At 60.4% G+C, this 15,784-nt stretch carries 10 protein-coding genes; 8 read left to right on the top strand and 2 right to left on the bottom strand.

Annotated elements, in window-relative coordinates; all coding sequences use genetic code 11:
• Positions 1-431: 431 nt before the first annotated feature.
• The 5 genes from IPM54_43950 to IPM54_43930 all read left to right on the top strand — a co-directional run bounded on the left by IPM54_43950 (position 432) and on the right by IPM54_43930 (position 7,938).
• Positions 432-992, top strand: coding sequence for a hypothetical protein (locus IPM54_43950; protein ID MBK9266728.1), 561 nt, complete (start codon positions 432-434; stop codon positions 990-992).
• 446 nt (positions 993-1,438) lie between these two features.
• Entirely contained in the window at positions 1,439-1,621 is a 183-nt protein-coding gene (locus tag IPM54_43945) for a hypothetical protein (GenBank protein MBK9266727.1), read from the top strand.
• A 410-nt stretch (positions 1,622-2,031) separates the two neighbouring features.
• Positions 2,032-2,961: an HNH endonuclease gene (locus IPM54_43940; protein MBK9266726.1), complete on the top strand. Its 930-nt coding sequence runs from the start codon at positions 2,032-2,034 to the stop codon at positions 2,959-2,961.
• Between the two features lie 14 nt (positions 2,962-2,975).
• Positions 2,976-3,443, top strand: coding sequence for an SMI1/KNR4 family protein (locus IPM54_43935; protein MBK9266725.1), 468 nt, complete (start codon positions 2,976-2,978; stop codon positions 3,441-3,443).
• A gap of 253 nt (positions 3,444-3,696) precedes the next feature.
• Positions 3,697-7,938, top strand: coding sequence for a VCBS repeat-containing protein (locus IPM54_43930; GenBank protein ID MBK9266724.1), 4,242 nt, complete (start codon positions 3,697-3,699; stop codon positions 7,936-7,938).
• A 94-nt stretch (positions 7,939-8,032) separates the two neighbouring features.
• Here the strand turns inward: IPM54_43930 and IPM54_43925 are convergent, their stop codons facing one another.
• Both IPM54_43925 and IPM54_43920 read right to left on the bottom strand, forming a co-directional pair.
• Positions 8,033-9,076, bottom strand: a complete 1,044-nt coding sequence (locus tag IPM54_43925) for a hypothetical protein (protein MBK9266723.1) — start codon at positions 9,074-9,076, stop codon at positions 8,033-8,035.
• Positions 9,077-9,422: 346 nt separating this feature from the next.
• Entirely contained in the window at positions 9,423-10,559 is a 1,137-nt protein-coding gene (locus IPM54_43920) for a hypothetical protein (protein ID MBK9266722.1), read from the bottom strand.
• Positions 10,560-10,772: 213 nt separating this feature from the next.
• On the opposite strand from IPM54_43920, the gene IPM54_43915 reads away from it, so the two are divergent.
• The 3 genes from IPM54_43915 to IPM54_43905 all read left to right on the top strand — a co-directional run bounded on the left by IPM54_43915 (position 10,773) and on the right by IPM54_43905 (position 15,756).
• Complete coding sequence (locus IPM54_43915) at positions 10,773-12,338, top strand: protein kinase (GenBank protein MBK9266721.1); 1,566 nt, start codon at positions 10,773-10,775, stop codon at positions 12,336-12,338.
• Positions 12,339-12,372: 34 nt separating this feature from the next.
• Complete coding sequence (locus tag IPM54_43910) at positions 12,373-13,329, top strand: hypothetical protein (protein MBK9266720.1); 957 nt, start codon at positions 12,373-12,375, stop codon at positions 13,327-13,329.
• A 633-nt stretch (positions 13,330-13,962) separates the two neighbouring features.
• The gene (locus tag IPM54_43905) at positions 13,963-15,756 is read left to right on the top strand and encodes an AAA family ATPase (GenBank protein ID MBK9266719.1); all 1,794 of its coding nucleotides are present in this window, start codon (positions 13,963-13,965) and stop codon (positions 15,754-15,756) included.
• Positions 15,757-15,784 lie beyond the last annotated feature (28 nt).

Raw genomic sequence — 15,784 nt, 5'->3', positions numbered from 1 at the left:
CAAATTGACGGCCGGCCCGAGTGGCCCTGGTAAAACCATCGTCCCGTAAAACGAAATATTGACGCGCGGTGCGCCCTGTGCTCGGATGCCCGCCATGACACGCGTCTGCGCACGATCCTCCTTGCTCGTCCTATCGCTCGGCCTAGCAGCTTGCGGCGGAAGTGCCGCGCGGACAGAAGCCCCCGCTGCGTCTTCGCCCAAGGCAGCCATTGCAAGCGAGCGTGACGTTGATCGTCCCAACGAGCCAGCCAATGCAGAAGTGGATACCGATCCCACGTTATCCCCGGCCGAATACGAAGCCCGTGGCATGCCCTCGATCCAAAACCCCTGGACCGCGCGTGATTACCAGCTCGCTCTCGCGGTGCTCAGCATGCTGACGTTGGAAAACCCCCGCCCTCTTGCCACGTCTGAACAGCAATCGCTCGGGACCGGTGTTTCGGCACATCGTATCGAGGGAAAACTTGCTCGTTTATGCGAACCGAAACATCGATTGGGACCTGCGGCGATCGAATCTCATAACCATCATCGAAGGCCTGTCGCCCATGTCCATCGTGTACGGCATCATGGCTTCTGCGGATCCGACATTCGAGCGGGAAGCACGTGAAATCATGCTGCAGAATGCACATTGTGTGCTCGCAATGTGGAACCTTGTCGATGAGGTGCCCGAAGACCTACGGAAGCGCGCTTTTGCTCGTCCCAATGGGGCGGTTGCCTTGAGCGAGATGCAGGAAGGAACCGCAAAGGTGGTTAGTGGAATGCTGCTAAGCACAGAACAGCGCGTAGATAAGTCCGTAGCTGCGTTGGTATGGTACATTGGGGAGCTCATTCGAGTCTTGCCGCCGCTCATCGATCGCATAACGCCTGAGCGGCAAGCCGAGGCAATACAACGAATTGCCAAGCTCGCCGCATCAGAGCCCAATCCCGTCCTCGCAAAGCAATTCAAATGGCTCCACAAAGCCGTTACCGCACCGCAAAAACCAGTTGCGCATTGACGCGAGCACACCGAAGGCTCGTCGCACATAGCGTGAGCGCTCGCGGGCGCAGCCGGAAGGCTCTCGCGAGAAGAGGCGGCGGTCATCGCGAGAAGAGGCGGTGGTCGTCGTGAGAAGAGGTGGTGGTTCGGAAGACCGCGGCACGAGGTCCAGCGAGCACGAGGGGCGGTTGGATCGACCGCGGGCGCTTGTCGAGGTGACCGATGGTGGCGGTTGGTCGGAGCGCCGGAGGTGGTCGCGCGGTGCACGGGGGCTTGTCGAGGGAGAAGCGGGGCTTATTCGGGGGAGTAGCGGGGCTGATTGGTCGCGGGTGGGCAGCATGTGTCGCTACACGTGTTGAGCACGATCCCGACGCCTGCAAGCTTGACCACCCACGGCTGCTCTGTTGGCATCGAAGCATGGGGCGGTGCATTCATTTCATTTTCCTGTTGCTATGCCTTGCGAGCGTGACGTCGCTATCGGGTTGCGCGATTGAAATCACGCCGTGGCGTCTGAAGTCCCAAAGCCAAGCGAAGTATACCTACGTCTGTCGCCGGACGCCGGACATTCCCGATGGTGTTCAATATTGGGCGGTCAATACGGATACGGGCGAAACGGTGACGGACCGCGAGCCCCCCGCGCGGGGTTAAAACCCCGCGCTACACGATAAAAAGTCCCTCACTACCGTTCGGGACTGGCGTTGTGCGATCACGGTTCGTTATTGAAAATCCCCGACGATTCCGCAATTGATTCCATTTCTCGCAATGTAGCGCGACGCTAGTCCGAGCGCGGTAGCGTGAGGACTTCTTGATGTGTAGCCCCGGGTTTTAACCCGGGGCGGGGTTTGACGACGCCGAGACCCATCGTCATCGACCCCGAGACGGGCGCCTCACCCCCCGACCCCCTCTCCCCGTCGCTTCGCTCCGCGGAGAGGGGGAGACTTCTAAGCAAGAACGCGAGTTCCCCCTCTCCACGTAGCATTGCGAAGCAATGCGGAGGTGGAGAGGGGGTTAGGGGGTGAGGAGCGAACTGGCGTCGATGCGAAGTCAACCTGCAAAGAGTGGGCGGCTTCGTTTCGGGCGTAGCGGTTGGCGTGGCACCAGGCGGTGCCATGGGCTCGGATGTGCTCATTGAAACGCGCATGTTGCCGCAAGGCACGCGTGACGCTCGCATTGGCAAAGCGGTGGGCGAAATCGTGGTGGGCGGCGGCCAACTCATCGTGGGCATCGGTGGTGTCGTGGTCGGCACCGGGATGAGCGGTACCGGTGGAGGCGCTGCACCTGGCGCGCTTATTTGTTTGGGCAGCATTACGCTCGTGGCCAACGGTGGCGCCACGTTTTGCCATGGCGCCGAGCAGCTCACACTGGAATTGCTTTTCAAGCGCGACGACACGCCGGCGACGGTGATACCCATCGCGCCGCCGCCTCCGCCGAAACCGGTCGCAAAACCGCCGCCTGCACCGAAGCCAAAACCGTTACCGATTGCCAAACCGGCGCCGACGCCGACGCCGACCAAGACCACGACGACCACGCGGGTCAAGGGGGCGCGCGAACCAACGACGACGACCACGACGAGCCCGTCAGGCACGCGGACGACGACGCGACCGCGGCAACCTACGCCAAACCCCGGGAACGCGCGGAGGCCGCACCAGCCGGATCCGGACAAGTGGACAAAGAAGGGCGGTACGATTAAAGAGAATGCGGATGGAACAAGGACGTTCACGCGAAAAGATGGGGTGGCAGTCACCTACGACAAGCATGGGTATCCGGATTTTTCTGCGTATCGGCATCCCACGGTGAAGGATGTGCGGATTCAGTTTACGGGGAGCCGCCCAAAGGATGACAGGTTGGCGAATGCGGCGGCGGGGCTTCGCGACAAGCCAGCAGGATATACGTGGCATCACCATCAGGACGGCAAAACCATGCAACTCATCAAGACGGATGTTCACGGCGACTTCTACCATACCGGTGGTATGGCGACCCCGCGATAAAGGAAAGTTGGACTATGCGCATTAAAGTCGAAAATCCCTACGGCTCCACATCACTCGAGCAAATTGCATTGTTCGAGGCGCGGTGGAAGGTCGTCTTGCCGGATGAGTACAAGCGCTTCTTGCTGAAATCCAACGGCGGCAGGCCAAGTCCTGACGTGTTCGACGTGCCCGGATACCAATTCGAGGGTGGCGTAATCGACTCTTTCTACGGGCTTCATAGCGGCGAGTACTATCAGCTCGAGAGGGCTTACGAAGTTTACTTGGATCGTATACCAACGGATATGGTCCCGATGGCTCTTGATAATTTTGGAAACGTCGTCTGTATCGGCTGGAAAGGCGAACGCCGCGGCAAGATATACTTTTGGGATCACGAGGACGAGCTCGACGAAAATGGCTTGTCCCGTCAGGACTACAGCAACGTGTTCCTCGTCGCGAACAGCTTGGAAGAGTTCTTGGGCAAGCTCAAAGAGCTCGAGGATTGAGCCATCCCCGCGACCCTCGGCCCTCCCCCCCTGTATCCCACGGTGTAACACGGACGCGTATCGCCACATGTTACAGGCGCCCCGCGCGTCGTCCTGATTTCGTCGGCAACGAGCCCGATTTCTTGCCAACTCGATCGAACGCTGAACTATGCTCGCCGCCTCCTTCTGCGCATTCCGGCCGGTACGGTCTTTGCCGAGCGCGCGGAACACTCGCTCGCTCGAGCTTCACCTCACTTCACTCGAAACAGGAAGCATGAAACCCAAACACTCAGCCCCGCTTACCCTTCTGTGCTTCGGCGTCCTCATCGCCGCGAGCTGTAGCGATACCGCCCCGCCGACGCCGGTCAAACCCGGGCCGGATGACGATGTGGTGCCGGCAGGAACCGTCATCTCCGCAGGCGACTCCGACGAGGCGCTCGATGCGATCAAAGCCAATTGGCAACCGTCGCTCGATCCCGATTACAACAATTTGATCCCGCGCCCAGGCGTCGAAGCCGCGACGAAAGAACAAGCGGACGACGTGACCGTAACGGCCACGGAGCTCATTTTCCCCAAAACTCATACGGAAGTGCTGGCGTGGAAGCCAGGGCGTATCGTGGTCGGAGAGCCGGGCGAAGGAATTGGGAAAAACCCCATGGGATTCGCTCGGCGCGTGGTGAGCGTCGCGGAACAGGGCCAAAATATCGTCGTTGCGACCGAAATCCCCGTACTGCAAGAAATCTTCGAGGGCGACGTGCAAATGACGTTCGACCCCGATAAAGCCAAAGAGGTCGACCTGACGAAGCTCGACCTGGATTGGGCCGCCGAAAACCTCTATTCCAACGTGGACTTCTCGACCGAAATGGAGACGCTCCCCGATGACTTCCCATTGGAAGCAGGGGACGTCGGCGAGGACGGGATGTCGCTACCTCCAGCAATGCCCGGCGACCCCGGATTCGGGTGGCTCGCGAAAGCCGTGAAAAAGGGCGCAGGCGCCGTGGGGGGCGCCATTGGCGGAGCGGCGAAGGCGGTCGCGAAAGCGTCGACGAACGTGTGGGAAACCGTGACCGCGAAGAGCTTCAGCGGGAGCATTCCGCTGAGCAAGGACATCGGAAAGAACATTACGTTCGACTTTTTGAAGCTCGATTACAAGCAGACGTTCAACCCGACGGGGAAACTGCCCATCGAATTGACGCTGGCGGGCAATGCGACGATCGACGCGGGGATCAACTTCAATCCGAACGTGCAGGTGGGATTCACGGTTCCGGGGCTGGGGTCGATTGGAGGGGAAAAACCATTTGCGATTTGGGTCAATGCGGACAGCTATCTGCGGGCTCACGACCGAGTCGTGGCGAACTTCGAGGCGGGTCTGGCTTCGGCGGGAGGGAAGTCGGGCGTGGACTTGGAGAACATGTTCAAGAATGCGCCGACGACGCGGGCGGAGGTCCTGACGCACACGAAAGAATTCTTCATAGGGCATCCGGATTTGAAGCCGGGAACGGCGTTCACCAAGACGCTCTTCATTTCCAAGCCATTGACGCAGACGGTCTTTGCGGGACCTGTGCCGGTGATTTTCACCGAAACGTTTCAGCTCGATCTGGAATGCGGTTTCGAAGCGCGGGCGAGCATCAAGGCGGTGGCGGAGCTGGAGCAAGCGCTGACGTTCAAGTTTTCGGCGCGTTATGAAAATGGGAAGTTGTCGGCGACGACGCCACAACTGGGGTCGGCTCGGAAAGTCAACGTGCAGGTGCTCGCGGGTGGTTCGCTGATCGCGACGTGCGGGCTGATTCCGCGCATCAATGCGTTCATTTACGACACGATCGGGTTGAATGCGGGGATTCGGGCGTCGATCATCGGGCGAGCATCGTACAAGACGACGTGCGACGGGGTTGCGACGTCGACGATGCCGAAGGGGGAGGTGAAGCTTGGTCTATTCGCGGGTGTTGGGCTGAAGGTTGGCGCGCGTGGGCAGGTGCCTGGGTCGAGCTACCTGGGGTCGTCGGGGACGCCGCTTGGAGCGACGTGGTATCCGCCGGAGCTGTATTCGAAGGAATGGCCGCTGCTCGAAAAGAAGTGGGATGTGTTGGGGCTCGGTTACTGCACGCCGACGTGCACGAATTTGGCCGTCGACGGGCTGGAAACGGACGCGGATTGCGGCGGCGGGCAATGCAGTGGCTGCGCGGAGGAGAAGGAGTGCAAGAAGAACAGCGATTGCGCGGTTGGATATTGCGCGGCCGGGAAATGCTCGAATACGGATCATTGCCAGAACGGGGTCGTCGACGGGGATGAAAGCGCGACGGATTGCGGTGGCGTGCTTTGTGGGAAGTGCACGCTGGGACGGGCGTGTTTGCAGCCGAGCGATTGCAAGAGCGGTTATTGCAGGGTGTCGCCGGGAAGCGGGTCGAGCCTTGGATTCTGCGTGGCCGATGCGTGTCAGGACAACACGAAGAACAACGGGGAATGCGGGGCGGATTGCGGCGGGAGCTGCAATGCGTGCGGGCTGGGGGCGTATTGCGACATCGACGCGGAATGCGCGAGCGGTGCGAGCAATGGGTATCGATGCGTGGACGAGTCGTGCAGGGACTTGAAGCTGACGCCGGGGGAATCGGACATCGATTGCGGTGCTGCGTGTTTCATTGGATGTGCGACGGGGCAGAAGTGCTTCCAGGACGCGGATTGCGCGGAAGGGAGCTGCGCGGTAGGGATTTGCAGGAAAGGGTGGTTTTCGAGCTGCGACGACCACAAGGCAGCCGATCCGGGTGCCGTGGATGGCGAATACACGATCTACGCGGGCGGTGATGCGCAAAAGCCGTGGAAGGCATATTGCGCGGATATGGCGGGCATGCCGAAGACGTATTTGACGCTGGTCAATACGACGAACGCGAACTTTTCGCAATACACGGCGGGAGGGGCTTCTCCGGGGACGAACGTGCGGACGAGCTTCACGAAGGTGCGGATCGACCCGGTGACGCTTCAAGTGGACGCGCACGACTTGACGTTCGCCACATCGACGGGGAACGTGACTCTTTCGAATAACCCCGTCACATCGATGCCTTACGCAACGGCGATGGACTGCATCGCTGAAGGGAGCAAGGCCGGCGTTGCAAACGTCAATTTGACGGGATTGCCGTTCGTCGTGGCACCCGATCAATTCAAAACCGGTGGTTACATACCGGCCGGCTCGATCACGTATGGCGGAGGCGGTCGCACGGTGGACCTCACGGGCGGCGGCCATTGCGGCTGGACTTCGACGGTCGGCTCGAACGCTCCCAATTCCGTTCCACCGCTGCAGCTCGTGTACGCGCCCTTCATTCCACCGACGTCGTTTCAGAACGTTGCGGTCTGGACGCCGAGCATGACCAATGCGGATGGGTGGTACGACAACGAGCGTCGTTATCGGTCGATTCAGTATGCGGACTTGAACGGCGACGGGCGCGACGACGTGTGCGGCGACTCGGAGGACGGGATTCGCTGTGCCGTGAGCGACGGCAATGGTAGCTTTGGCGATTTCGTGCACTGGACGAGCGGGTTCCAGTTGGGGTGGACGCCTGCTCAATATTCGTCGACGGTCCGGCTAGCGGACATCAATGGCGACGGGAGAGCCGACATTTGCGGGCGCGCGGGAAATGGGATCATCTGCGGCTTGTCGGGCGGGACGAGCTTCGGGGCGGTGACGGAGTGGACGAGCGCATTCGCTGATGACGGCGTCTGGCAGACGGATCCGAGGTATTACGGGACAATCCAGTTTCCCGACATCAATGGCGACGGCAAAGCGGACGTCTGCGGCCGGAGCGCGAACGGGATCCTGTGCGCGTTGTCGACGGGGACGACGTTCGAGCCGGCCTCCTTCTGGAACACGAGATTCAGCGACTCCGAGGAGTGGTCAACCGAGGTGCGTTGGTCGACGATTCGCTTTCCAGACGTGAATGGCGATGGCAAAGCGGATGTTTGCGGTCGCGATGCGAATGGGCTGGTTTGTGCATTGTCGGACGGGACGACGTTCGGCGGCCTGAGCGGGCTGAGCGCGTGGACGAGCGAATACAGCTCGGCCGGTGGCTGGGACGACCCGGATCATTACAAGACGATCCAATACGTGGACATCAATGGCGACGGGAAAGCCGACGTTTGCGGCCGCGGCACGGACCAGATCATCTGTGCCGTTTCCACGGGTACGGAATTCGGTCCATCTGCGGGCTGGACGAATGGTTATCACGACGGCGCCGGATGGAACAGCGATCCGGCGTATTGGGCAACGATTCGCTTTGCAGACGTCAATGGCGACGGGAAGGCGGACGTGTGCGGTCGTGGTGTCAATGGAATACGCTGCGCGGTGTCGAATGGGTCGGCGTTCACGGGTTTGGTAAATTGGGACATGGTGTACAGCGATGCGAGCAACTGGCATACGCACGCCTCGCATTGGTCGACGATTCGCTTCCCGGACCTGAATGGCGACGGCGCAGCAGACGTGTGCGGGCGTCACCAATCGGGCCTGATGTGCGGCCTGGCGCTGCCCTGAGCGGGAGTGCGTAGACACGCCTCACCCCCCGGCCCCCTCTCCCCCGCGTAAAACGCGGCGGAGAGGGGGAGAGAGAAAGACCGTAATTCCCCCTCTACGTTTGCGACCGCCGTCGCAGCACCACGTACACCAATACAACCGCCGCCAATAGGCCCGCGCCGATGACCATTGCATTCGGCGACGAACCACCAGCCGGCGGCGGCAATTCGGGCGCCGATTCCACGAGGCGAATGGCGACGTCATCGAACCACGTCGCAGTATCCCCACGATTCGTGATCTGCACGTAATAACGCCCCTCGGGCAGCTCCAGCGGCGCCTCGAATCGACCACCGGCCCGCTTGAATGGGGCGCGCGCGCCGAGCGCCGTTGCATCGTCGACGAGCTCGCCGGCCCGAACGACGGCCTCCAATTGCGCCTCGGCACCCGCGCTGGCTCGGAGCGACACGATGCCCTTGCTCGCGACCGGCGATTGCCCGCGAAATTGCACGACCGACCGCGGCAAGGCCGCGTCCGGTACGTCTTTCCGCCCAGGAACCACGAATCCATCCGCATACGCACGCGTCATTGCATCGAAGCCAATGTCGAGCACTCGCTCTTCCAGCAAAAGCCCATGCTGCTCGGCTGCTCGCAGCCACGTCGCACCGAGCGCAGCATCCGTCGTTCCCAGCTCCACGGCGAGCCCACGGGCCCACGGAGCAACGGCTTTCGGGGGCGCGGTCATACCGACGATGTAGCGCGTGAGTCCTTTGACGAAAGGCTCCTTCTCCTTCGAATACACGCCCCACAACGCGCTCGAAAGAGCGAGCGAATCGTTATGAGCGGCGCCGGTGCGAGCTTCCGGAAAAACCACGTTCACGCGCATCGAACGAGCGGCCTCCGTGGGAAACGCCGACCGCTCGCCCCAAACAGGATCGCCGCTCATGACGGCCGCATAGAAATCCGCGAGCGCTTCCTTGATGATGGCCGGGTCGTTCGAAGTGCCGGCGGTATCCAATGTCCAGCGGCTTTCGCCGAGCATCGGGTGCATCCAGACATGCGCCAGCTCGTGCGTGACGACGTCCGGATCGGTGCAAAGCTGCTTCGCGCGTACGCCAAACAGAATGGCGCCTCGGCCATTGCAAAGCGACGAATCGCGCAGCGCCCCGCCACACCCGCCAAGCTCGTCGGCGGAGGTGATGCTGCGCGCGTTGGTTTCGGCAAGGTTCGCAATGAGAAGGACATCCGCATGGGAAGCGGCATCTCCAAGGCCAACGCGTGCAAAGAAAGCGGTGGCACTGCGAGCATGGGCATCCAATTCGCGAAGCGGCTCGACGGCCGACGCAGGCAGCGCGGGGTCGTCTTGTTTGATCCACGCCGAGCATGGGGTTTGCTCAGCGCGGACGCACCATCGAATGTCGAAACGAGTCACGGTTGGCCAGTGTGTCGATTCATTACTTCGTGCCGCTCGAATCTGCAACCTACGCAGAGACGTTTGGTCGAGCGCGTCACTTGTCGTCCGTCGATTGCAAGAAGCTGACGTTGGTGGCGATTTCCGCTTCCGTCAATGCCCGCGCATAAAGCGCCGCGTACGAGAGTATGCCATTCATCGAACGACCCTGGGTGTCTCGATTGCCCAGGCTCAAGTATGTGTTTTGATCAATGTTCAATGTGATGTTTTGCGGAAGCATACTCATGGTGCTGCCCTGGATCATGCCGTTGAAATACATTCGCGCGCGATCTGACAGATTGGCTTGGGTCGTATCCACGACGACATGAATGACGCGCCGAGTGCCGTAAGTGAGTGCCCACCTGGCTCGGTACGTTTCGTTAAACTGCATTTCAAATTGCGGTGTCATGTCGACACCCAGCGTCAGCCGATCATTCGAACTGCCTCCAATGGCCATGACGCGGTTGAACTCAGGTGTGGCAGCGTTGATCGCGACGACCAGTTCCAAAGTAACTTGCTGCTTCCCATTGAGCATCGAGGAGACCTTCGTGCCGCCCACAGGCGCTTTTGCCACGCCGGGACCGTCGGCCATGGTCCATTCGAGCCCTCGACCCGTGATCGACGACGTATAATTCGGTTGTGTGCCCGCGCCATACGTGATCGGCAAGTTCAATGGCACGGGCGCCGCATCGACCGCGCTCGTCGGCCCTTGTCCATCGTCCGCCTCATCCAAAAAATACCGCACGACGAGGTCCGTGCTCACCAGACAATCCGACCCCTGCGGCGCGGCACCATCACAATCCTCGTCGACGGCGTTGTTGCATATTTCCGCTACTGGCAGCACTTCGCCTTGGCAAGCGCCATAACCCGATCCATCCGGTGCGCACGTCTGCGTACCCCCTTTGCATTGCCCCACGTTCAGCGTCGCGACCGGTCCCGTGTAACAAGACATCGTCGACCCAGGCATGCACACCATGGATCCTCCGCCGCCGGATCCTCCACCGCCCGACGAGCTTCCCGTCGAGCTGCTCGAGCTCGCCCAACCTTCTCCGCCGTCTCCACCATTCCCCGTGCCGCCTACGCCATCGACGGGTTCTTCGATGCCCGCGATTTGTACGCACGCTCCGAGCGCCAGTACCGAGGCAAACCCCATGAGCCCTTTTCGAAACTGCACGTGCTGCGTTGTTCTCGTCATGTCCGGTCACCTCGCGCGTGTCCCTTCGGAACACTCTACATGACATCCGTGCTCGCATACCAGAGCCCTGGCGGGACGTTCGAGCGACACGCCGACGAAGTGCACGCACCGAACGAACACGCTTGTTGCCATGCCGCCACGGGATCTGGTACGTTGAGGCGCTTTCGCCGATGCGTCGTCGGCGCGGGCACGCGGAGCGGCAGGATCCATGAAATGAAGCCTTCTGCGAAGTCATTCGTGCAAGTGGGCGATGTCCTGCTCGGCAAGTATCGTGTGGAACGAGTGCTTGGCGAAGGAGGGATGGGTATCGTCGTGGCTGCACGTCACGTGCACTTGAACGAGCTATTCGCGATCAAGATGATGCTGCCCGCAGCGACGACGCAACACGACGCCGTCGAACGTTTCTTGCGTGAAGCGCGAGCGTCAGCGCGGCTGAGGGGCGAACACGTTGCTCGTGTGCACGACGTCGGAAGCCTCGAATCGGGCACGCCGTACATGCTGATGGAATACCTGGATGGCATCGACCTCAAGGCGTGCGTGAAAAAGCAAGGTGCGTTTGCGATCGAGGAAGCTGCTCTCTACGTGTACCAAGCTTGTGAAGCCGTTGCCGAGGCGCACGCGAACGGGATCGTGCACCGGGATCTCAAGCCGGCCAACTTGTTCCTCACGCGGCGACCAAATGGTTCGCCGTGTATCAAGGTGCTCGACTTCGGCATTTCGAAGGAGCTGGATTCCGCGGGGAATTCCGGATTCGATTTGACCAAGACCGGCACGTTCATAGGGTCGCCTTCGTACATGTCGCCCGAGCAGATGGCGAACATCAAGGCGACGGACATGCGCAGTGACATTTGGTCTTTGGGTGTGATTTTGTATGAATTGGTCACGGCGACGCTTCCATTCACGGCGACGGTGATGACGGAGCTCGTGGCGAAGGTGCTCACGAGCGCTCCGCAGCCGCCGAGTCGGTATCGCCCTGATTTGCCGCCGGCGTTCGAAGCCGTGGTGATGCGCTGTCTGGAGAAGCAACCGGCGCAGCGTTTTTCCACGGTCGTCGAATTGATGCAGGCCTTGCAGCCTTTCACGATGGGTCAACTGGTGCAGACGTTGCCCGGAGGTATGCGGGCGCCCGTGGCCTCAACCCCCGCACCGCGTGCGCAGTTCCCATCGTTCGTCGCAGTTGCGCCCCCTGCTGGGCCTGCCCTTGCTGGTCATGGCGCGACGCCGAGCGTACCGCCGCCGGGGGTGGTTGCTCAGGCGAGTGCCGACATGGATGCGCGACGATCGCTCGCTGCAATTGGGCAAGGTGCTTTCGGTGAGGGGCAAGTGCCGGCGGATCGGGGCCAGATTTCTGCGTCGGTGCAAGGGCAAACCCATGGAGCCTGGGGCAATACGAGCAAGGTCGAAAGCCAAAAGAAAACCGTGGTGATTGTGGCAGCCGCGGTGCTTGGTGTCGGGGCATTGATTGGGATGGGTATTTCGTTGTCGAGTGGTCCGACGTCGGCGACATCGGAGACGCCCATGGCCGCGCCGTCTGCTGGGGCATCGCAGCCGGACGAGAATGCGCGCGTGTCCGTGGCGGCGGTGCAGCCCGTGCCGGTCGCGCCGTCGGCGTCGGCGTCTGCGGACGTTACGGCGCCTGCGTCGACGGATGACGCGGGCGACACGACGGCGAAAGCATCGCCCCCAAAAAAGACGGATACGTCGAGCGGCAATACGGTGCGCACCAAGCCGACGGGTCCTTCGAAGAAGAAAATAGACATTCCTGGCTTCAATGATTGAGGCATTGCGGCAAGCGACCCATCGAGAAACATCCATGCATCGACGATTGTGCACATCGTGTTTGATTTTGGGGTGCGTGGCATTGCCGTCGGCGTCGTGGGCGCAGTCGGGTGCAGCGGCGGCCAATGAAGCGGCGAAGCTGTATCAAGATGCAGCGAAGGACATGGAGAAGGGACAATTTTCTCCAGCTTGTCCGAAGCTGGAAGCGGCGCGAAAGATATTGCCGGAGCATGTGCGCACGGCGATGACGCTCGCCTTGTGTTACGAAAAGATCGACAAACCCGCGGACGCGCTCGAGCTTTTGGAAGCGACGAAGCCGCTGGCCGTGGATCAAAAGAGTACGGACAAGGTCAACGAAATCGAGGGGCGGATCAAGGAATTGAAGACGCGGGTACCGAAGTTGGTGGTGGTGGTACCCGACGGGATTGCGGCGACACCGGGGATGTCGATCGCGCGCAATGGTGTGCCGATCGTGGCGAGCAAATGGGGGACGGAGCTTGCCGTGAATCCGGGCTCGTACGAGATTGAAGTGACGGCATTGAACAAGGAGCCCTGGAAGACATCGGCGACGGCGAAAGTGGGTGCGACCGAGCGGGTGGAAATCGCTCCACCATGGCAATCCGAGCCGGCAGACGCGCCTGTCGAGCCGCGGACGCCCATGTCTGGTCTACGCATTGCTGGATTTGCGGGCATAGGGCTTGGTGCGGTGGGGATGGGGATAGGTGCGGTGCTGGGTGGTTTGGCGCTGTCGAAGAACGCGGAAAGCAAGGACGGGCATTGCAATGCGAGCAATGTTTGCGACGACGTTGGCAAGGAGCTGCGCCGGGACGCGATAACATTTGGGAATGGGTCGACGGCTGCGTTCGTGGTGGGGGGCGTCTTGGCGACGGCGGGCGTGGTGCTCGTGGTGATGGGGAAGCCGAAAGAGGCAGGGGCGCAAACGAGCGTATGGGTGGGGCCGAGCAGCGTGGGATTACGAGGGCAATGGTAGTGTCCTTCGCCGACATCGTAATGCATCGACGACTTCGCAGATCATTCGTCGGCATGATGCCCCTCGCGCTCTCCTCTCTCGAGCCTTTACAACCTCGTCCCCATCATCTCCCGCGCCTTCCTCGGCATGCCGCACGCGCCTCGCAATCGTTTCCCCACTGCGGCTAGCACGATCATCCACCCCTCGAACCGCTCCCTGCGCCGCGCTCTCCATGTCATCACGCACCACCGAATGCTTCCACCGCCCATTTCAATGCTTTACCCGCTCGCCCAAAACGCTTCCCATACCCCACTAAACACCTCATGAGCTCACCAACCTCGTTTCCCCCGTCCTTCTCAACACGCCATGACGCAACAGGAAACGTTTCCTTCGCCCTTCTAAAAACTTTGCAACGCGTTGCGTCGTGAAAAGGGTATGCTCTCCCCAATGCATCTGCGCAAACGGAGACGAACGAGTGAGTTGGACCTGCCTATGCGTTTGGCCGGGCAATCGGGTATTTCGACCCGTACGAGTCGCTGATTCGAGGCACGCTGCCGCGCGAGCACATCGCGTCGTGCGGGGCGGGTCGATTGACGCATCGCTTCCTGCTTGACCACACCCGCCTGTTTTGGCATGCTCCTCCGCGAGCACGCCATGGCCCTACGCATTCCTACCGGTATCTCCGACTTTCGTCTTCTGCGTGAAGGCAAGTTCGAATTCGTCGACAAGTCGCACTTCATCACCGAACTGCTCGATCGCGACGGCAATACGGTCGTCCTGCTTCCGCGCCCTCGTAGATTCGGCAAGACGATCAACCTCACGATGCTGAAGTGGTTTTTCGAAAAGCGTGACGAAAACTTGTGGCACCTCTTCGAAGACCTGCACGTGGCCCGTGCGGGAGATGCATATCGGGCCCATTTCCAGCAATATCCGGTCATTCACATCAGCTTCAAAGGCACGAAAGCGGACAACTTCGACGAATGTCGCGACAAGATTCGCCAAGTGATCCGAAAATCGTACGAAGCCCATCGCTTGGTGCTCGAAGGCAAGCTCGATGGGCCGAATCAACGCGACTTTCAAGCCGTCATCGAGGGCACGGCCAGCGAAGCACTTTACCAATGGTCACTCCTCAACCTCACGGAATACCTGCACGAAGTCCACGGCAAACGCCCCATCGTGCTCATCGACGAATACGACGCGGCCATTCATGCAGGATACACCTATGGCTATTATGACAAGGTCATCGGCTTTTTTAGGTCGTTCCTGGAAGCGGGCCTGAAAGACAATACGCACCTCGGTCGAGCCGTCATGACGGGCATTTTGCGCGTCGCGAAAGAAAGCATCTTTTCGGGCCTCAACAACCCCGGCGTCTATACGCTGCTCCAAGGCGAATTCAATACGTGCTTTGGTTTCACGGAGCCCGAGCTTCAGGCGCTCCTGCAAAAAGGAGGCATGGAAGAACACTTGGACATCCTTCGCGCCTATTATAATGGATACGACTTTGGCGGCGTAGCCATTTACAATCCGTGGTCGATCCTCGAATTTTTGTCCAGCAAGGACAAGCTACTCTTGCCTTATTGGCTCAATACCAGCGAGAATGCGCTCATCAAACACCTGCTTCAGCATCACGCTTTTGCCGTTGAAAAAGAAATTCTCGAGCTGCTCGAAGGAGGCGCCATCGACAAGCAGCTCGATAGCAACATCGTTTTCTCCGAGCTCGAGACGAATACGAACGCACTGTGGAACATGCTCGTATTTGGCGGCTACCTGAAAGCGACTCGCATGAAACCCGCCTACGCGCTCGAGGCTCCGCGGCATTTGTTGTCCATTCCCAACCGCGAAGTTGCCGAAGTGTATCGAAGCACGTTTCAAATGTGGCTCGACAAGGGGCTCAAGGCCGCGGGGGGACATATCCAGGCATTGACGGAGGCGCTTTTGGAAGGCAACGCGGAGAAGCTCGCACGCCAGATTGAGCCGCTTTGTGCATACACCCTTTCGTATCACGACGTCGGTGGCCCGGACCCGGAGCGGTTTTACCATGGCTTCATGATCGGGCTGCTCGCGGCGCTCGAACCCGATTACGAAGTCCGTTCGAATCGTGAATCGGGCGAAGGACGACCAGACGTTCTCATCAAACCGCGACGTCCAGGCAAGCCCGGTGTGGTGCTCGAATTGAAGGCGGCCAAAAAAGGCGAACGGACACTGAAACAAGCGCTCGCCGAGGGGCTTTCGCAACTGCGCGACAACGATTACGCGGCCGAATTGCGCGCAGCAGGAGTGGAAAAGATCCATCGATTGGCCATTGCTTTCGATGGGAAAAAGGTGCTCGTGGAGTCCGGCGACAAACCCGTGAAGAAACGAGCCGCAACGCTGCGGAAGTTGGGTGAAACCATTCGCAAAGTGGCCACGAGGAACCGCTCGCCCGCACCGAAGAAGCCGAAGCGGTAACGAGCATCAGCGGCACACGCGCGCGAAT

The organism is Polyangiaceae bacterium, assembly GCA_016715885.1.
GTDB lineage: Bacteria > Myxococcota_A > Polyangia > Polyangiales > Polyangiaceae > Polyangium.
The sequence above is the reverse complement of the archived record's forward strand: the minus strand, read 5'-3'. Positions and strand labels throughout refer to the sequence as shown.

Bases quoted from the DNA above. Each gene is read 5' to 3' on its own strand.
- IPM54_43935 (MBK9266725.1), top strand. From the start codon at position 2,976: ATGCGCATTAAAGTCGAAAATCCCTACGGCTCCACATCACTCGAGCAA.
- IPM54_43930 (MBK9266724.1), top strand. From the start codon at position 3,697: ATGAAACCCAAACACTCAGCCCCGCTTACCCTTCTGTGCTTCGGCGTC.
- IPM54_43920 (MBK9266722.1), bottom strand. From the start codon at position 10,559: ATGACGAGAACAACGCAGCACGTGCAGTTTCGAAAAGGGCTCATGGGG.
- IPM54_43915 (MBK9266721.1), top strand. From the start codon at position 10,773: ATGAAGCCTTCTGCGAAGTCATTCGTGCAAGTGGGCGATGTCCTGCTC.
- IPM54_43910 (MBK9266720.1), top strand. From the start codon at position 12,373: ATGCATCGACGATTGTGCACATCGTGTTTGATTTTGGGGTGCGTGGCA.
- IPM54_43905 (MBK9266719.1), top strand. From the start codon at position 13,963: ATGGCCCTACGCATTCCTACCGGTATCTCCGACTTTCGTCTTCTGCGT.